This window comes from Mesorhizobium sp. M1307, from assembly GCF_040318155.1.
GTDB lineage: Bacteria > Pseudomonadota > Alphaproteobacteria > Rhizobiales > Rhizobiaceae > Mesorhizobium.
In genome coordinates this window covers 24,617-42,659 of sequence record NZ_JAMYLR010000010.1, presented here as the reverse complement: position 1 = coordinate 42,659, position 18,043 = coordinate 24,617, and the positions used below count along the sequence as shown (strand labels likewise).

Annotated in this window: 19 protein-coding genes; 9 read left to right on the top strand and 10 right to left on the bottom strand. The window is 63.2% G+C overall.

Annotated features, from left to right (window positions below; translation table 11 throughout):
- Position 1 precedes the first annotated feature (1 nt).
- From NKH16_RS14435 to NKH16_RS14410, 6 genes are all read right to left on the bottom strand, one after another.
- On the bottom strand, positions 2 to 505 hold the full coding sequence (locus NKH16_RS14435; RefSeq protein WP_352745637.1) for a sarcosine oxidase subunit gamma family protein: 504 nt from the start codon (positions 503 to 505) through the stop codon (positions 2 to 4).
- Positions 498 to 3,452: a sarcosine oxidase subunit alpha family protein gene (locus NKH16_RS14430; RefSeq protein WP_352899954.1), complete on the bottom strand. Its 2,955-nt coding sequence runs from the start codon at positions 3,450 to 3,452 to the stop codon at positions 498 to 500. The genes NKH16_RS14435 and NKH16_RS14430 overlap by 8 nt, the downstream gene beginning before the upstream one ends.
- On the bottom strand, positions 3,449 to 3,730 hold the full coding sequence (locus NKH16_RS14425; protein WP_352899951.1) for a sarcosine oxidase subunit delta: 282 nt from the start codon (positions 3,728 to 3,730) through the stop codon (positions 3,449 to 3,451). The genes NKH16_RS14430 and NKH16_RS14425 overlap by 4 nt, the downstream gene beginning before the upstream one ends.
- A gap of 13 nt (positions 3,731 to 3,743) precedes the next feature.
- Positions 3,744 to 5,000: a sarcosine oxidase subunit beta family protein gene (locus NKH16_RS14420; RefSeq protein ID WP_352899949.1), complete on the bottom strand. Its 1,257-nt coding sequence runs from the start codon at positions 4,998 to 5,000 to the stop codon at positions 3,744 to 3,746.
- 10 nt (positions 5,001 to 5,010) lie between these two features.
- Positions 5,011 to 6,159, bottom strand: a complete 1,149-nt coding sequence (locus NKH16_RS14415; protein ID WP_352899947.1) for a M24 family metallopeptidase — start codon at positions 6,157 to 6,159, stop codon at positions 5,011 to 5,013.
- A gap of 73 nt (positions 6,160 to 6,232) precedes the next feature.
- A complete protein-coding gene (locus tag NKH16_RS14410; RefSeq protein ID WP_352899944.1) occupies positions 6,233 to 7,423 on the bottom strand; it encodes a M24 family metallopeptidase in 1,191 nt (396 codons plus the stop codon).
- A 237-nt stretch (positions 7,424 to 7,660) separates the two neighbouring features.
- Here NKH16_RS14410 and ehuB point away from each other — a divergent pair, with 237 nt between their 5' ends.
- From ehuB to NKH16_RS14385, 5 genes are read left to right on the top strand one after another with little or no spacing between them, the layout of a single operon-like run.
- Positions 7,661 to 8,530, top strand: coding sequence for an ectoine/hydroxyectoine ABC transporter substrate-binding protein EhuB (ehuB, locus tag NKH16_RS14405; RefSeq protein WP_352899942.1), 870 nt, complete (start codon positions 7,661 to 7,663; stop codon positions 8,528 to 8,530).
- Positions 8,531 to 8,584: 54 nt separating this feature from the next.
- Positions 8,585 to 9,313, top strand: a complete 729-nt coding sequence (gene ehuC / locus NKH16_RS14400) for an ectoine/hydroxyectoine ABC transporter permease subunit EhuC (RefSeq protein ID WP_023674258.1) — start codon at positions 8,585 to 8,587, stop codon at positions 9,311 to 9,313.
- Positions 9,310 to 9,969, top strand: a complete 660-nt coding sequence (ehuD, locus tag NKH16_RS14395) for an ectoine/hydroxyectoine ABC transporter permease subunit EhuD (RefSeq protein ID WP_352875207.1) — start codon at positions 9,310 to 9,312, stop codon at positions 9,967 to 9,969. The genes ehuC and ehuD overlap by 4 nt, the downstream gene beginning before the upstream one ends.
- Positions 9,966 to 10,745, top strand: coding sequence for an ectoine/hydroxyectoine ABC transporter ATP-binding protein EhuA (ehuA, locus tag NKH16_RS14390; protein WP_023717024.1), 780 nt, complete (start codon positions 9,966 to 9,968; stop codon positions 10,743 to 10,745). The genes ehuD and ehuA overlap by 4 nt, the downstream gene beginning before the upstream one ends.
- Positions 10,742 to 11,473 carry a GntR family transcriptional regulator gene (locus NKH16_RS14385; protein WP_023674261.1) on the top strand — a complete coding sequence of 244 codons (732 nt, stop codon included), beginning with the start codon at positions 10,742 to 10,744 and terminating at the stop codon, positions 11,471 to 11,473. The genes ehuA and NKH16_RS14385 overlap by 4 nt, the downstream gene beginning before the upstream one ends.
- A 144-nt stretch (positions 11,474 to 11,617) precedes the next feature.
- Here NKH16_RS14385 and NKH16_RS14380 read toward each other — a convergent pair whose 3' ends face one another.
- Together NKH16_RS14380 and NKH16_RS14375 are read right to left on the bottom strand one after the other, a co-directional pair.
- Complete coding sequence (locus tag NKH16_RS14380; RefSeq protein ID WP_352449792.1) at positions 11,618 to 12,049, bottom strand: VOC family protein; 432 nt, start codon at positions 12,047 to 12,049, stop codon at positions 11,618 to 11,620.
- Positions 12,050 to 12,141: 92 nt separating this feature from the next.
- Complete coding sequence (locus NKH16_RS14375) at positions 12,142 to 12,813, bottom strand: AraC family transcriptional regulator (protein ID WP_352899938.1); 672 nt, start codon at positions 12,811 to 12,813, stop codon at positions 12,142 to 12,144.
- A gap of 383 nt (positions 12,814 to 13,196) precedes the next feature.
- On the opposite strand from NKH16_RS14375, the gene NKH16_RS14370 reads away from it, so the two are divergent.
- Positions 13,197 to 13,562: a VOC family protein gene (locus NKH16_RS14370; RefSeq protein ID WP_352745818.1), complete on the top strand. Its 366-nt coding sequence runs from the start codon at positions 13,197 to 13,199 to the stop codon at positions 13,560 to 13,562.
- Positions 13,559 to 13,924 carry a DoxX family protein gene (locus NKH16_RS14365; RefSeq protein WP_352470562.1) on the top strand — a complete coding sequence of 122 codons (366 nt, stop codon included), beginning with the start codon at positions 13,559 to 13,561 and terminating at the stop codon, positions 13,922 to 13,924. Before NKH16_RS14370 ends, NKH16_RS14365 begins: the two co-directional genes overlap by 4 nt.
- 305 nt (positions 13,925 to 14,229) lie before the next feature.
- Here the strand turns inward: NKH16_RS14365 and NKH16_RS14360 are convergent, their stop codons facing one another.
- A complete protein-coding gene (locus tag NKH16_RS14360) occupies positions 14,230 to 14,622 on the bottom strand; it encodes a GFA family protein (RefSeq protein WP_352899935.1) in 393 nt (130 codons plus the stop codon).
- Positions 14,623 to 14,789: 167 nt separating this feature from the next.
- Positions 14,790 to 15,638: a beta-keto acid cleavage family enzyme gene (locus NKH16_RS14355; protein WP_352899932.1), complete on the bottom strand. Its 849-nt coding sequence runs from the start codon at positions 15,636 to 15,638 to the stop codon at positions 14,790 to 14,792.
- A 96-nt stretch (positions 15,639 to 15,734) separates the two neighbouring features.
- Here NKH16_RS14355 and NKH16_RS14350 point away from each other — a divergent pair, with 96 nt between their 5' ends.
- Positions 15,735 to 16,640 (top strand): MurR/RpiR family transcriptional regulator, encoded by a 906-nt coding sequence (locus NKH16_RS14350; protein ID WP_352899929.1) that lies wholly within the window; start codon positions 15,735 to 15,737, stop codon positions 16,638 to 16,640.
- Complete coding sequence (locus NKH16_RS14345) at positions 16,637 to 17,968, top strand: aspartate aminotransferase family protein (RefSeq protein WP_352899927.1); 1,332 nt, start codon at positions 16,637 to 16,639, stop codon at positions 17,966 to 17,968. The genes NKH16_RS14350 and NKH16_RS14345 overlap by 4 nt, the downstream gene beginning before the upstream one ends.
- Positions 17,969 to 18,043 lie beyond the last annotated feature (75 nt).

Genomic DNA, 18,043 nt, shown 5'->3' with positions numbered 1-18,043 from the left:
GCTAGCCGTCGGCAATCCAATCCGAGAGGCTTCGCGAAAAACTTCGCGGCACGATGAGTTCGCACGCGGCCTCGCCGGTGCGCAGGAAGAGCACGGAGACATGATGGAAGGACGTTTGCACGGCTCGTCCCGGAGCGGCGGCCGGCGCGTGCCAGTCGACGGCAATGCAGCCGGACAGAAGCCTTGCAATACCAGGGCCGGCCATTTTCAAACGAACACGACCTTCGCCGAGGGGCACGGAACAGCCGAGATCGGGGTCGACGACAAGGGCTGGCGCTTCTGTGCCTTCGTCGAGAGCCAGCCAAAGGCGGCGAGGTGCAACGCGGATGGTTAAAAGGCCCTTGTGGCGAACCGTCTCTCCGACCGAAGCGGGAAGTTTCGTGTTGAGCGACGCCGAGACGCTCTTTTCGAATTGTCTCAGTGTCGCGTCCCAGCCCTCGATCTGGATAAGCGGACAATCCGCCACGGACAGGCTGAAATCCCGAGAAGAGGTCAAGCTAGCCATGCAGCCGTTCTCCCTGCGGATCGATGAATACCGGCGAGACAACGCGGGCGCGAACCGTTTCGCCCTTCATCGGATAGACAGCCACGACCTCGCTTCCTTCTGCCGCGACATCACCGGCAAGCAAGGCCAACCCGACATAATGGCCGCGTTCGGGGCTGAAAGTGACGGAGGTGACACGACCGCGCCCATGGCCATGGGGTTTCTCATCCGGCAGGAACAGGATGGCGCCGCCGCGCAGGCGTTTTCCCTCTTCGATGCATTCCAGCCCGACCAGACGCTGCCGGTTGGGCGCCCGGAGGGCAGGGCGCCGTCGCAGGACGTCGCCGACGAAGCCGCTGCGCTTGCCGGCCATGCGGCCGAGGCCGAGATCGTCAAGCGTCGTGCGCCCTTCGATCTCCGGTCCGGCGACATGGCCCTTTTCGACCCGCAGCGCGCCAAGCGCCTCGACACCGTAAGGCTTCAGGTCGAAGGGTCTGCCGGCTTCGAGCAAGCGGCTCCAGAGCTGTTCACCGGCAGTGGCGCCGACATAGACTTCGTAAGCGCGCTCGCCGGAATAACTGAGACGCAGGATGCGGAGCGCACGGGCCTCCCATTCGCTTTCGAGTAGTCCCATATGCGAAAGCGCCTCCTCGGAAACGTCGAGAGCGGGAAACGCTGCATTCAGGATCGCGCGGCTGTTAGGCCCGGCAACCGACATCGCCGCCCATTCATCGCTGACCGAGGTAACGGCCACGCGCAAATCCGGCCAGGCCGTGTCGAGCAGGAATTCGAGACGCGACAGCACATCGGCGGCCTTGGCGGTCGAAGTGGTCATGAAGAACCGGTTTTCCGCTAGCCGCGTCGTGGTGCCGTCGTCGAAGACGATGCCGTCGTCGCGCAGCATGACGCCGTAGCGGGCGCGGCCTATCGCCAGTTTGGCAAAGCCGTTGGCATAGACGCGGTCGAGGAAGATTGCCGCATCCGGGCCCTGGACATCGATCTTGCCGAGCGTGGAGATGTCCATCAGGCCCGCCGCCTGACGTACGGTCCGCATTTCGGCGACGTAGGCCTCGTTCACGTTACGCCCCGACTGCCAGTAGAAATAGGGCCGCATCCAGAGCCCGACCTCGAGCATCTCGGCGCCGTTTGCCATGTGCCAGTCGTGCATCGGCGTGCGGCGGATCGGCTTGAAATGATGGCCGATGGCGCGTCCAGCAAGCGCCCCGATCGCCACGGGCGTATAGGGCGGGCGGAAGGTCGTGGCGCCGGTCTCGGGGATTGTTGCCTTGCGCAGGGCGGCCATCGCGGCAAGTGCGGCAAAATTGCTGGTCTTGCCCTGGTCGGTGCCCATGCCGAGCGTGGTGTAGCGCTTCAGGTGCTCGACTGATTCATAGCCCTCACGATGGGCGAGCTCGATATCCCCGGTCGTCACGTCCATCTGGAAATCGACGAAAGCCTTTCCACGTCCAACGGAAGGGATCTCGCGAAGTGAACTCGTGGCGGTCTCGTCCAGATCGAGTTTCGACGGAGCGGGCACCGGCGCCGACTTGCCGCAGGAGGCTGCCGCTTCGATGCCGGCGCGATGGCCGTCCTCGACGGCAGCGGCGGTCACATAGGCTCCTATCATTGCGCCGGCGCCGAACTGGCTGGCTGAAAAGACGCCCGGCACGAAGCCGTCAATGTCGTTGCGATACACAGGTTTGACACCGAGGTGTGAGGTGAGATGCACGGTTGGCGACCAGCCGCCGGAGATGCAGACCAGGTCACAGGCGGCCGAGGATTGTCCCTCCGGTCCATTGAGCGTTACGCGCCTGACGGCATGGCCGCCGTGCAGGTCGACGATGCGCGTTGCGGCCCGCACCACGACGCCGAGCCGTGCGGCTTCTGCGGCAAGTGCTGCGGGCGGGACGGGGCGCAGATCGGCAACCGTCACCTCCGCGCCGGCTGCGGCGTGGTCGAAGGCGGTGCGCCAGGCACCGTCATTGGTGGTGGCGACGATGATTCTCTTGCCCGGCAGGACCGCGAAGCGATTGAGATAGGTCCGGGCGGCCGAGGCAAGCATCACGCCGGGCCGGTCATTGTTCGAGAACACCATCGGCCGCTCGATGGCGCCGGTGGCGAAAACAATCGAGCGGGCGCGCAGCATGGTGACCGTTTGCCGGGCCTCGGCGGCCGGCTTCGGATCGGTTGGATCGCGCTGTTTGACCAGTCCAAGGACATTGCCGTCATAGCTGCCGAAAGCGGTCGTCCGCTTCATCAGCGCGACGGTTTCGAAGTCCTCCAACTCGGCCTCGGCCTGCCTCAGCCATGCGGCCGCTGCGCTGTCGGACGGTTCCGCCAGAAGCTGGCCGCCAAGTAGGAAATCCTGCTCGATCAGCGCGACCCGCGCCCCGGCCGCGGCCGCTGCCCGCGCCGCCGACAATCCCGCCGGGCCGCCGCCGACGATGGCGACATCGGCGAAGTCATGATGAACCTCGTAGCGGTCGGGATCGGGGCCGGTGCCGGCTCTGCCCAGACCGGCCGCCTTGCGGATGAAATGTTCGTAGAACATCCAGGCGCGGCGCGTCGGACCCATGAAGGTCTTGTAGTAGAAGCCGGCGGACAGAAACGGTGCCAACAGCCCGTTGACGCTTTGCACGTCGAAGGCAAGCGATGGCCAGCGGTTCTGACTCTCCACGACCATGCCGTGGGCGAGTTCCAGTGTCGCCGCCGGCAGGTTCGGCTCGCGCCTGCCGGCGCTCCCGAGCGTAACCAGCGCATTCGGCTCTTCGGGCCCGGCGGAAAAAATGCCGCGCGGGCGATGATATTTGAAGCTGCGCCCGACCAGGGTAACGCCGTTGGCGAGCAGCGCCGAGGCAAGGGTGTCGCCGCGATATCCAATCAGCTTGCGGCCGTCGAAGGTGAAATCGACCGGCACCGCGCGACTGATACGGCCACCCACCGGCAGGCGATTGCGGTTCGAACTCATGCCGGTGGTTTCCTGACAGTCGATTTCCTGGCGAAGTCGACGGATGCGACAGCGTGGTTGCGGGTGTCGCGTTCGACCACCAGCCATTGCCGGCAACCGGTCACGTGCTGCCAGAATTCGCGGTGCAGGCCGGCCGGGTTTGTCCTGACATAGACATATCGGTACCAGGCCTCCGGATCGGGGTCGTCATGGGCCGGACGCGTGACCGAGGCATCGCCGCCATAGCGGAACTCGTCATGGTCGCGCGGGCCGCAGCAGGGGCATTCGATGCGCAGCATTTTGTCCCGCCTCCTATTGCAGCCAGGCGGAAGGGCCGACGCCGGCCTCATCGAGCGTGTGGCCGGTGCGGAAACGATCGAGCCCGTAGGCCGCGATCAAGGGATGCGGCTTGCCGGTGGCGATCGTGTGGGCGAAGCACCAGCCGGAAGCCGGCGTCGCCTTGAAGCCGCCATAGCACCAGCCGCCACTGAGATAGAGGCCGTCGATCGGCGTCGGGCAGATGATCGGGCTGGCATCGGGAGTCATGTCCATGACGCCGCCCCAGTGGCGCAGCAGGCGGACGCGCGAAATGCACGGCATCAATGCAATCGCCGCCTCCGCCACCTCGCGAACGACGCCGAGATTGCCGCGCTGGGCGTATGAATTGTAGCCGTCGAGATTGCCGCCGAAGACCAACCCGCCCTTGTCGGACTGGCTGACGTAGAAATGGTCGGCGCCGTAAGCGACGACGTGATCTACCAGCGGCTTCAGCGGTTCGGTGACAAAGGCTTGCAGGACGTGGCTTTCGATCGGCAGTTCAAGGCCGGCCTTGGCACCGAGCACGGATGTATGACCGGCAACAGCGAGGCCGACCTTGCCGGCACCGATCCGGCCTTTCGTCGTTTCGACGCCGACGATACTGTCGCGGTCGCGGAGGAAGCCGGTCACTTCGCAGTTCTGGATGATGTCGACGCCATGGCCGTCGGCGGCGCGCGCATAGCCCCAGGCGACGGCGTCGTGGCGCGCCGTGCCCGCCCGGCCCTGGAAGATAGCGCCATGGATCGGAAAGCGGGCGGTGTCGGAAAAATCGAGATAGGGCACGAGACGGCGCACCTCGTCGCGGTCGAGGATATCGGCATCGATGCCGTTCAGCCGCATGACATTGGCGCGGTGGCTGAAGCCGTCGAGCTGATCGGCCGAATGCGCCGTGACGAGCTGGCCGCGCTGCGAGAACATGACGTTGAAATTCAGCGCCCGCGACATGCCCTCCCAAAGCTTCATCGAGAATTCGTAGAACTGGGTGTTGCCGTCGAGCAGGTAGTTGGAGCGGATGACGGTAGTGTTGCGGCCGACATTGCCGCCGCCGACATAGCCCTTTTCGAGCACCGCGACGTTGCGGATGCCGTGGTTCTCGGCAAGGTAGAAGGCGGTGGCGAGCCCGTGTCCACCGCCGCCGATGACGATCACATCATAGGACGGTTTTGGCTCCGCCGCACGCCAGGCGCGCTGCCAATTCTTCTGGCCGGACAGCGCGTTGCGGAAAATCGAGAGTGCCGAGTAGCGCGCCATGCGTGCGGGCCTATCGAACGATCGGGCCGGCCGGCGTGCGGGTGAGCACTTCAGCACCCGCATCGGTCAAAAGCACCGTGTTGGAGACGAAGTCATCGCCGCGACCGGTTCCCATCAGCCACGACAGGATGTGGAAGCTCATCCCGGTCTCGATCTCGAGGTCGGAATCGTGCCTCAAGCCCGTCACCGAATTGCCGCCGGTCCATGATGGTGGCTGGCCGGCACCGACAAGGTAGCCGCAGTGATGGCGGCGATAGTGGGAAAGACCGGCCGCGTCGGCGACAGCCTGCCAGGCGGCGTAGACATCGCGCGCCTTGGCACCGGGCCGCAGCGCCTCGACGACAGCGTTGAACGCCTTGGCGGTCACTTCCGCCATTGCAGCGTCTTCGTCGCTGATGTGGCCGATGCGAACGAGCCGGCCGAGCGGGGCGTGGTAGCGCGAGATGCAGCCGGACAGTTCGACGAAGACCGGCTCACCCTTGCGGTAGATACCGTCGCCCCAGGTCGTGTGTTCTTCACCCAGGCGCGCGGCCGGGCGGATGAACGGCCCGAAGCCCGGCGCATGACCGCCGGCGCGGATCATTGCCGCAACACATTGGGCGGCGACCTCCTGTTCGGAAGCGCCATCCGAGATCGCGGCGATCGCAGCACCGGCGGCGGCGTCCGTCACCTTTGCGGCGCGCCGCATCAGCACCTGTTCCTCGGCGCTCTTCACCCGCCGCATCTTGTCGATCAGACCGGAGACGTCGCTCCACTTGGCATCGGCTTGCATCTGGAGTGCCATGGCAAGTCCATGGCTAAGGCCGGCCGTCCAGTATTCGAGACCGATCCGCTTGCCGGACAGGCCGAGCTCCGCAAGCACCCGCGCGGCAAGGTCGGCCGCCGTTTCGCTGTCGGAGTGACCACGGAATTCCGCTGCCTTTACCTGCTTCTCGATCGTCACCATTTCCATCGAGCGGGTGACCAGGACAGGTTTTCCCTGGAGCGGGACGATCAGCAGGTGAGGGGCAAAATACCCCCAGTGATCGAGCCCGGTGAGATAGAAGACGTTCTCCGGCGAGGCGAAGACCGCCGCGTCGAGGTCGCGCTCGGCCAGTGCAGCACGGACCTTGGCAAGGCGGCCGGCAATTTCGGCTTCGGAAAACGGATTGCGGTCCATCGGGCGTCCTCGTGCTTGTTGCCGGCTTGCTGGTGGGCATGGTCTTTCGGCAGCCGGTTTCCCGGCCGCCATGTCAGTCGATGACGACGAGTTCGCGCGCCACGTCGCAGAGGCGTTCGCCGCCGCGATCCGTGACGACGAAGGATTCCGAGATGGCGATGCCGAAATCGTCGAGCCAAACGCCGGCCATGAAATGGAAGCACATCCCGGGCTGCATCTCGGTGGTGTCGCCGGGACGAAGGCTTGCGGTGCGTTCACCCCAATCGGGCGGATATGCGAGCCCGACCGGATAGCCGACCCGGCTTTCCTTCTTCAGCCCGTTCTTCCTCAACACTGCCTGCCAGGCGGCTTCCACCTCCTCGGCGGTGTAGCCGGGGCGCGCCTTCTCGAGGCCGGCGTCGACACCCTCGACGATTGCCTTGGCCATGTCGAGGATGGCTAGCGGCGGCTTGCCGAAATGTATGGTCCGCGTCAGCGCCGCGTGATAGCGGCGCCGCACGCCGGCAATCTCCAGAATGGCGGGGCCGCTGTCCGGCAGCGGCGCGTCGGACCACGTCAGATGCGGCGTGCTCGTGCCCTCGCCAACGGGCATCAGTGGACAGATCGCGGCATAGTCGCCGCCCGCTCCGGGGACCCCCATGATCTGTGCGTGATAGATTTCCGCAATGACATGGTTCTGAGGCACACCGGGCCGCATTATCCCGATGGCGCGGTTCATGGCATGCGTGCAGATCGCACCCGCCTCGCGGATCAGCACCAGCTCGGCTTCGGATTTGACCAGCCGCGCCCAGTTGACGAGATCGTGGTTGTTGGCGAAATGCGCGTCGGGCAGCCCCTCGACAAGGTGGGCGTGGCAGCGCGCAGTGTAATAATGCGCGTCCATCTCGACGCCGATACGGGCCTTTCCCCAGCCGCGCGACCGGATCAGTTGGGCGAGTTCGTCATAAGGGTGTTCGACCGGCTGCTGCACCAGCCGTTCCGAGAACGGCACGATATTTTTCTCGGGCAGGCCGGTGGTTAGGCGTGCGCTCTTGGCATCCTGCGCCCTGCCGAACCAGATCGGTCGGTCCTCCTCCAGATGGACGAGCACGCACTGCGGAACATAGAACGACCATCCGTCATAGCCGGTCAGCCAGCACATGTTGGCGGGATCCTGACAAACGATGAGATCGAAGCCGGCTTTTTGCATGCGTGTCTTCACGCCGGCGAGGCGCTGCCCATACTCCGCTTGCGTGAATGTCCCGAAGCCGTTCGCGGTCGCCACCGAAATCCTGCCTTCCAGGTACGCCGTTTGCCTTTTGTAAGTGGCAACTAGGCCAAATTGTGCACAACTCGACGTCAATTTGCTGGCTAACTGCGAACTATCGTCGAATTTTCATGGTTTCTATATCTCTGCTTGCGAAATGTCTAGGGCAGTTGTATACGTCTGATCAAGCAGGCGTCGATCTCGAAGAAGGCCGCGCCCTGGGAACCATCCACAGTTGTCCAATGGGAGAAAAGCATGTTCAATTCATCGATATCGCGCCGCATGGTCGTGAAAGCGGCTGCCTGCATCGCGCTCGCCGCGACGTCATTGACGTCGTTGTCCGCTCACGCGGAAACCACCCTCGAACGGGCCAAGAAGGACGGCTACATCCGCGTCGGTTTCGCCAACGAGGCGCCGTTCGGTTACGCCACGCCAGACGGCAAGCTGACCGGCGAGGCCCCTGAAGTCGCCAAGGCGGTGCTCGCCAAGATGGGCATACCGCAGGTCGACGGTGTTTTGACCGAATTCGGCTCGCTCATTCCAGGTCTCAAGGCCGGCCGCTTCGACATCATCGCCGCCGGCATGTTCATCACTCCGAAGCGCTGCGCCGAGATCAACTACTCCGAGCCGTCCTACGGCATCGGCGAGGCTATGCTGGTGGCAAAAGGCAATCCGAAAGGCATCAAGGATTTTTCCAGCATCAAGGAGAATCCGGATCTCAAGCTTGCCGTGATGGCCGGCGCTGTCGAAGGCGGCTTCGCCAAGGAAGCGGGCGTTGCCGATGGGCAGATCGTCTCCTTGCCTGACCAGTCAAGCCTGGTCGCCGCCGTCCAGTCGGGCCGCGCCGATGCAGCCGCGCTTACCGCCCTTTCGATCGCCGACATGGCCAAGAAGGCCGACGGTGTCGATTCGACCAAGCCCTTCGGCGAGGTCGCCGGCAAGTCGGTGAAAGGTCATGGCGGCTTCGGCTTCCGCAAGGAAGACACCGACCTGCAGGAGGCCTTCAACGCCGAACTGAAGAAGTTCCTCGGTTCGCCGGAGCATATCGCGCTGGTCGAGCCACTCGGCTTCGGCAAGGATTATCTGCCCAACAAGACCACCGCAGAGCTCTGCGCTGGCAAATAGGTTCCCAACTGCTGGCGGCGCGAAAGCGCCGCCCTTTTTCCTTGGGGGAATCGCATGGGTATCCGTACGCTCGTTGCCATGCTGGTCATCGCGCTTGTCGTGATCGGTGCCTTGGCAACACAGGAATCATATCAAGTGTTTATGCCGGGGCTGCTGCAAGGCGCGGTCCTGACAATCGAGATCGCCGTCCTCGGCAGCCTGCTGGCAATTGTCATGGGCGTGCTTGCGGCACTTGCAAGGATGTATGGCCCGACGCCGCTCAGATGGCTGGCCACGGTTTACGTCGAGATCTTCCGCGGAACGTCGGCACTGGTGCAATTGTTCTGGCTGTTTTTCGTGCTCCCGCAATTCGGCGTCACGATCAACGCATTCGTTGTGGCGGTGCTCGCGCTCGGCCTGAATGTCGGCGCCTACGGATCGGAGTGCGTGCGCGGCGCGATCCTGTCCGTCGCCCGCGGGCAGTGGGAAGCGTGTACGGCATTGAACATGAGCCGCCCGCAGATGCTGCGCCGGATCATTCTGCCGCAGGCCTTTGTCGCGATGATCCCGCCCTGGGGCAATCTGTTCATCGAGCTTCTGAAATCGACGGCGCTGGTCTCGCTGATCACGCTTTCGGATCTCGCCTTCAAGGCGCAGCAAATGAACCAGAACACGTTCAAGACCATTCCGATCTTCACCCTCGTTCTTTTGATGTACCTGGCAATGTCGCTGGTTGTGACCATCGGCATGCGGCTTCTTGAAAGGCGGGCGTCGCTCGGACTGGCGCGGGGGAAGGCGGCATGATCTGGGATTGGGAATTTGCCCTGGAAATCCTGCCGGTGCTCGCCCGCGCCGCCGTCATTTCCATCGAAGCGACGCTGATCGGCTTTGCGCTTGCCGCCTCGCTCGGCCTGGTGCTGGCCGTTGTCCGCATCGCCGTGCCATGGACCAGCTGGACGATTTCGGTGCTGGTCGAGCTGATCCGCTCGACCCCGCTGCTCATCCAGATATTCTTTCTCTATTTCGTCTTTCCGAAATTCGGTGTCGTGCTCGACGCTTTCACCGCCGGGGTGCTGGCCATCGGCATCCACTACGCCGCCTATTGCTCCGAGGTCTATCGCGCCGGATTCGACAACATCCATCGCGGCCAGTGGGAAGCCTCGATAGCGCTCAATCTCTCGTCCTGGACGACGTTCCGCGACATCATCATTCCGCAGGCGATCCCGCCGATCGTTCCGGCGCTCGGCAATTATCTGGTGGCCTTGTTCAAGGAAACGCCGTTGCTTTCCGCAATCGCCGTGATGGAACTGATGCAGACCGCCAAGATCATCGGCTCCGAAACGTTCCGCTACACCGAGCCGATCACGCTGGTCGGCCTGTTTTTCCTTGCCATGAGCCTGGTTTCGGCGGCGCTCATCCGCTCCCTCGAAGGGCTGCTCAACCGGAGGACCACCCGATGACTGAACAACCGATGGTCCGCTTCGACAATGTATCGAAACGCTACGGCACGTTAACCGTTCTCGACGGGCTCAATCTCGAAATAGCGCGCGGCGAAAAAGTCTCGGTCATCGGTCCGTCGGGTTCGGGCAAGACGACGGTGCTGCGCATGCTGATGACGCTGGAGACGATCAATGACGGCGTCATCTGGGTCGAAGGCGAGCCGCTGACCCATATGGAGAGGAACGGCAAGCTTGTTCCCGCCGATCTCGCCCACATCCGCAAGATCCGCGCCAAGATCGGCATGGTGTTCCAGTCGTTCAACCTGTTTCCGCATATGACGGCGATGCAGAACTGCATCGAGGCGCCGATAACGGTGCTCGGAATGAAGCGGGCGGACGCCGAGGCACGAGCGGCCGAGCTGCTGGAGCTGGTCGGTCTGGCCCAGAAGAAGGACCACTATCCGTCACAGCTTTCTGGTGGCCAACAGCAGCGCGTCGCCATCGCCAGGGCGCTGGCAATGCGGCCCAAGATCATGCTGTTCGACGAGGTAACGTCGGCGCTCGACCCGGAGCTTGTCGGCGAAGTGCTACAGGTGATAAGGCAGATCGGGCGCGAGCATGATCTCACCATGCTGATGGTCACCCATCAGATGGGCTTCGCCAAGGAGTTTTCCGACCGCGTTTGTTTCTTCTATCAAGGCAAGATCTGCGAGCAGGGGCCGCCAAGCGAACTGTTTGGTGCTCCCAAGAACGAGCGGACACGGCAATTCCTGCACGCTGTCCTGGAGGCTGGGTGACGATCGAGACAGAGGCCAAGCCGCCCACGACGGTGACCGCCGCGCCGCCGCGCCCGCTCTCCGCGCGGGAGCGGTTCGAGCGCATCTACCGGATATTGCGCGACCGCATCTGCCTGCTCGATTATGCGCCGGGAAGCCACCTTTCCGAGGAAGAACTTGCCCAGGAATTCGAGATCAGCCGCACGCCGGTCCGGCGCGTGCTGGCGCGCCTTGAATCCGAGGGTCTGGTTCAATCCGTCCACGGCGTCGGCACGATCGTCACCGACGTCGACATCGAGGAATTGCAGCAGGTCTATCATCTGCGCCTCGAGCTGGCGCTCCTCGTCGGCAAGCTTTCGCCGATTCCGCGCACGGCGGACGATCTTGACCGGATACGGGCGCTCATCGCGCGCTGCGACTCCGACATACTCAATCCCGACCAGCGCGCTTTCCTGCGCCTCAACATGGATTTTTTCTACGAGCTCACGGCGATGACCGGCAACCAGCCACTGCGCGAGATCAGCGAGCGCCTGTATTTTCAGGTCGCGCGCGTCGTCCTGAAGCTGATGCCGCAATTGGGCCTCGTCGAGGAATTCACCGCATTCCGCCGCGAAATGGAAGAGGTCCTTGCCGCCGCCGAAATCGGCGACTGGGAGTCCATCGGGCACATAAGGCGGGCGCATATCTCAATGAGCTTCCGCCGCATGATGCGCCATGCAGGCGAGGCGAATCTGGATAGAGCTACATAATCAGCCCCCTAAGATTGTGCTGGTGGACTGCCGTCGAACTGGCTTCGTTTGCCAGGGAAAGCAGGCTGCCCGCCCCGATCCCGACAGAATTTGCCAGGACCGGGAATGACTAGAACGGCCCGATACTACAGGCCCGCGCCGCCCTTAAAGAGGATTCTCACTCGGTATGTTGGCGGGATTCCAGACGACCTCCCACAGGTGTCCGTTCGGGTCGCGGAAATATCCGGCGTACCCGCCAAAGAATGTGTCCCGGGCAGGCTTGATGATCTCGGCTCCGGCGCGGGCGGCCTCATCCATCACTTGATCGACTTCTTCGCGGCGCACAACATTGTGTCCGACTGTGAACGAGGTCGAGCTGATCGGCGCCTTGGGCAGGCCGGTGTCGTAGGCGAGGTCGTCCTGCGCCCAGATCGCGAGCTTCAACCCGCCGGACAGCGTGAAGAACGCGACGGCGCCATGCTCGAACTCGCGGCCGATGATCCCTTCCGTCGGCAAGCCGAGACCGTCGCGGTAGAACGCGAGAGAACTCTCAAGGTCGGCGACAGCGATGGTAAAAACCGAAATGCGCGGTTTCATGGCAGTCTCCTCTGGTTGTCGGAGATACCAGGATAAAGTCGGGCGATAGTGAAGACTTGAACAAAACGGCCAATGAAGAGCGCGACGTCGTTTCATCCGTTCTGCAGCAGGTGATGAATCTGTCGCGGGGTGCTTCCTGTCAGGCGTCGGCTCTCGCGGACAAGATGCGCCTGGTCGGAATAGCCCGCCTCGGCTGCCAGGATGGCCGTAGCGCTGTTCGATTGGCTCCAAAGCCGCAGAAAGCGCTGGTAGCGGAGGATACGGTCAAGCGTTTTGGGGCCATAGCCGAAGCTCTCGTCGAAGCGCCGGCGCAACGTCCTTTCGCTCATCTCGAGTGCGCGCATCAACCAAGGGACGAGCGGCGCGTCGGGTGGCGGCCCGCGCTCGATCAATCGATATGCCGCCTGCATGGGAGCGTCTGGCGCGCGGGAGGCCGCCTCCTCGGCGACGACCTGTTCGAGCGAACAGGCCAGATCTTCGAAATTGTCGCCAGCGCGCACGCGGCTGGCGAGGCGCCGGGCTCGCGCTCCCCATAAATCGTCGAGCAACAGCCTCTGGCCGACAAGCTCGATTTGTGGCACGCCGAGCCATGCCGCCGCCGTGGCAGGATGAAAGCGCAAGCCGATCACGATCTCGTCTGACGCCAGGACCTCGGTCTGCGGCTCCTTGTCGGGGCCGGCAATTCGGAAGCTGCCTCCGATCCATTGCAGGTCGATCGTTGCATCGGGCATGACGACGATTGGCGGTGCGCCCGCCGGGTCCATTCGATGCGCCCACACCGAAGCAAAGCTCCCGTGAAGCCGCGCCGACGCTGGACGTTGCTGAAATGAACCCGTTGCCTGCGCTGGGACGGGATCGCTCATCTCGCTCCTCTTCGGATTACCGGCGGTGAACCTACGACGCAGTGGCTGCGCCCGCCGTCGCTCGAGACAACAATCTGCACGACCGACAACGTCTGCCAATCGAGAACGGTTGCAAGAATCGGTTGTTTCTTCCGGCAGGAAGGAAGAGGGCAGGTGAACAATCATGTCAGATGCATCGCCTCGGCAGCGCCGTGTGAAGCCATAGGTCGATGGCCGTTTTGTTCAATCCGGCAGGCGAGATGCGTGCTTATCTTTCGCCGTCGTACATCACACGAGAGGTATGCATGATGAGCAACAACAACGATCAACGGATCGACTACGTCGAATTCAACGTGAAAGACATTCAGCGGTCACGCGACTTCTACGGAAAGGCCTTCGGCTGGACCTTCACTGACTACGGCCCGCAATATTGCGAGTTCAACGACGGGCGCTTGTCAGGTGGCTTCGCCGCTGGGCCAGCGAGGTCCGGAGGAGGCCCGCTCGTCATTCTCTATGCCGATGATTTGCCGGCAACGGTCAAGCGGGTCGAGGAAGCGGGAGGCACGATCGTCAGGCCGATTTATGGGTTCCCCGGCGGCCGGCGCTTTCATTTCGCGGATCCGGATGGTTACGAGCTAGCGGTTTACACCGAGGACGGCAGCAAGGAATGATCGCGTTCCTCCACCACCTTGGATTGGTTTTGCTCGGCGGCGTCTTTATCTGGGCGGGCGCCGAGCATTTCCTCAGGTTCCGGGCAGTTACAGCGTCCCTGGCCGAGCGGGGCTTTCCTGCTCCCAGGCCTCTTCTCGCGGCCGGATCGGTGCTGGAGATCGCAGGCGGCTTTTGCCTAGCAGCGGGCCTTGGTGGACCCTTTCCCGCCGCGACCTTGGCCGTATTCACCATTGCGGCGTCGTTCATGGCGCTCAACTTCTGGCGCTACAGCGGCGATGAACGCGAAGCGCTTCGTACCGGCTTCACCATCAATGTCGCCGTCTTGGGCGGGTTGATTGTCGCCGCGACCACTAGCCTGTGATCATCGTTTCGAGGCGGCGGGCCACTGGACCACGACAGAGCCATTCCACGACGCTGCGCTGCCTGGGCATTTCGTTGATGGCTTCCGCAAGGCCGATCTTCCAGCGTGACCTCCTAAACGGCCAGCATTGAACGCGGCGCTCTGTACAAAGCCTGCGTCAGGATCGCGACGATGAATCCCATCCCCTGCGATCCTCCTCTAAGGTACGGCGCCTTGGCTGTCATGGGTCGCCTTAGGCGCTCACGAATGCGCCTCTGAAACTCCGTGTTCTGATGTCGTTGCCTCCTCGGCACGGTTGGTGCGACCTATTCCTCAAAGCGACCCGTGGCGTCACGATCGCGCTCGTATCGTCTGGTGAGCGGAAACGGCGGCAACCAGGACTCGCGTCGGATGATCCAGCTTTCGTAGGTTGGCATCAGTTGGTCAGGCGCATCCAGGGACCCCAGGTTTACTTCGATTTCGTCTGCGGTGCGTCCGAAAATGGAGGAGCCGCAGCGGGGACAGAAAAACCGCCCGGCGTAGTCGCGTGTTTCGCCGTCGATCGTCACCGCATCCTCAGGAAAAATCGCGGAAGCGTGAAAAAGGGCGCCATGATGCTTACGGCAGTCAAGACAGTGACAAAGGCCGACCCGGTATGGGCGCCCCGACGCGATAATTCGGACGTTGCCGCACAGGCAACCGCCGGTGAATAGGTCCATGCTGCACCTCCTCCAAAATCAAACGGCCGGAATGGTTACAACGACCGGCACTGTTGTTGCAATCGCCGCGCCGCGGGCGGGGACACGTCGTTCTTCCGTGGCAATGACATTGCAGCCGCCTCTCTATGCCTTGCGCGAGCTTGCCGCCGAAAATAGGCTTTGGTTTGTCATATGGAACGAAACGGCGCGTTCCATTGAACCGCCAACTCGGCGGCCGAGGCGATCTTGACGCCGCAGTCGGCGAGTATGCGTGCGACGGTCGCTACCAGTTCGGCGTTGGACGAGGCTATGCTGCCGTCCGGAAGGAAAAGATTGTTTTCGAAGCCGACCCGGACATGGCCGCCAAGCAACGCGGCGGCGGTCACGCACGCCGCTTCGTTGCGGCCGAAGGCGCAGACGCTCCAATGGTCGAAGCGCGGCATGTTCGCCGCAAGGAATGGCAAGAGATCGGCAGGAACGGACGTCTGTCCTGGCGTGTAGCGGCCCAGCACGTAGAGAACCGGTATGCTTGCCCAGGGGATCAGTCCGCGTCGCTGCATATCCGAAAGCCTGACAGCCTCCTCGGGCGAATAGAGGATGATCTGCGGCGCCACACGCTCCTTATGCAGCCAGGCCATGAAGCGCACAAAGGCGAGTTCCGATCCGGCATCCGGAACGATTTCGCGAAGCGCCAGGGAGACAGCTTGCGGCTTCACATCTTGTACGATGGCCATCTGGTCGGCCGGCGAATAGATGCCGAGTGCTTCGGAAGTGATCTGAATTATCAAGCGGTCGCCGGCAGCACCGCGGATGGCGGCGATCGTCTGGCGGTAGGCGTCGGCGTCGAGCAGATGATTGCCGCTTCTGTCGCGGACATGGACGTGGATCATAGCCGCACCGGCATCGGCGCATTCCGCGGCCGTCCTCGCAAGTTCGGCTGGTGTCAGTGGAATCGCCGGATGGTCGGCCTTGCTGCGACGTCCCCCATTCGGGGCGACGGCTATGGCGATGCGGTCGAGACCATGGGCCGGCTTCATGGGGACGTTCTGTGAGTGACAAGATTCATATGAATCAATCTTTGATCACACTGAAACAGACGTTGCAATCGCTGGTCTGGCGAGCTAGCAATATCCATGGACCAGGGAGAGCTTGCTGGACAGATCGTCAGTGCCTTCGACGGCATGTCGGCGCAGCTTCGGTCCGCCGCGCGCTATGTCCTTGATAAACCGTATGACGTCGCGCTGTTGTCCATGCGCGAGCAGGCCCGGCACGCAGGCGTGCAGCCGGCGACGATGACGCGGCTGGCCCAGCATCTCGGCCTTGATGGCTACGAGACCGTACGCGATATTTACGCCGCCGCGATCCGGGACGGCGAAATCGGTTTCGCCGGCAAGGCGGGGCTTCAGGTGGCCAGCCAAAAGCTCAAGGGCGACCACGCGCTGGCGGCCGATATTCTGGATTCGATTTCCAGCCAGCTTTCCCATCTCGCCGAAGGCAGGTCGATCGACCGTCTGGTCGAGACGGCCAGGGCGCTGAGTGCGGCAAGGCGCGTCTATTGCCTCGGCCTGCGCTCGAGCCACGCAGTCGCCTGGCATCTGCATTACATCCTGTCGCTGATCGGCGAGAAGTCGGTGTTGCTGCACGGCATCGGCGGAACCGATGGCGACGCTCTGGCCCATGCGACCAAGGACGACGTGCTAATCGCCGCCAGCGTCCTGCCCTACACGCGCTTCACCATCGAGCTTGTCGAGTACGCTGCCGGCCGCGGCGTACCGGTCATTGCGATCACCGACAGCGGGGTAGCCCCCTTGGCGCTGCTTGCCGATCACCTGGTTGTCGTGCCGACCGGCAGCGCGTCCTTTTTCCACACCATGACGCCAGCTTTCATCGTTGCTGAGATCCTCGGTGCTCTTGTCGCAGGGCAGGCAGGCGAGGGCGCTGTTGAGTCGCTGCGACGTTTCGATGAGCAGGGCGCCGCTCTCAAGACCCATCTGAACCAACGTCCGCCGAAGAAAATGCCCATGAGGGACCGTCGATGACACACATTCTTCATCGAACCATCCACTCGACGCTGCCGGTCGCCATTCGCGGCCAAGGCATCGAACTGTTCGATGCCGAGGGCAAGTCCTATATCGACGCGTCGGGCGGCGCGGCCGTGTCCTGTCTCGGCCACGGCCATCCCGACGTGATCGCTGCACTGCACACCCAGCTTGACCGCATCGCCTACGCCCACACCAGCTTCTTCACCACCGAGGTGGCGGAGCGCTTGGCGGATCGGCTGGTCGAGGACGCGCCGAAAGGCTTGGACCACGTCTATCTAGTCAGCGGCGGCTCGGAGGCGGTCGAGGCCGCGCTCAAGATGGCCAGGCAATATTTTGTCGAGAAAGGCGAGCCGCAACGGCGCCATCTCATCGCACGCCGGCAGAGCTATCACGGCAATACGCTCGGCGCTCTCGCCACCGGCGGCAACGAATGGCGGCGCGCCCAGTTCAGCCCGTTGCTGATCGAGACCCACCATATCGACCCCTGTTACGCCTATCGCTATCAAAAGCATGGCGAAAGCGACGAAGCCTATGCGGCGCGCGCCGCCCAGCAGCTCGAAGACAAGATCCTCGAACTCGGCCCGGACGAGGTCATCGCCTTTGTCGCCGAGCCGGTGGTGGGTGCCACGCTCGGCGCGGTGCCGCCGGTCGCGGACTACTTCAAGCACATTCGCGCGATTTGCGACCGCTACGGCGTGCTGCTCATTCTCGACGAGGTGATGTGCGGCATGGGCCGTACCGGCACGCTGCATGCGTGCGAGCAGGACGGCATCGCTCCCGACCTGCTGACCATCGCCAAGGGACTCGGCGGTGGCTACCAGCCGATTGGCGCGGTGCTGCTCGGCCGGCATATCTTCGATGCCTTTGCCCAAGGCTCGGGCTTCTTCCAGCATGGGCATACCTATATGGGCCATCCAATGGCAGCGGCGGCCGGCCTTGCCGTGCAGGAGGTCATCCGGCGTGACGGTCTGCTCGACAACGTCAGCGCAATGGGCGCGCAGCTGGTCGAACGCCTGCACCAACGCTTCGATAACCACCATCACGTCGGCGACATTCGCGGGCGGGGTCTATTTAGGGGAATCGAGCTGGTGGTTGATCGCGCCAGCAAGGAACCATTCGACCAGAGGCTTGAACTCAACGCCCGCATCAAGCGCGAAGCAATGGCCCGCGGCCTGATGATTTATCCGATGGCCGGGACGATTGATGGTGTGCGGGGCGTTCATGTGCTTGTTGCGCCGCCATTCATCATTTCCAAACAGGATATCGATCGGATCGTCGAACGGCTCGGTGAGGCGATCGACGCTGCGATCGCTTCAGCGGCCTGACCCGCACGACGCGGACCGCCCCAACCAGTTCCAACGCGTCATCGGCGACGGGCCGGGACACCCACCAGAGAGGTA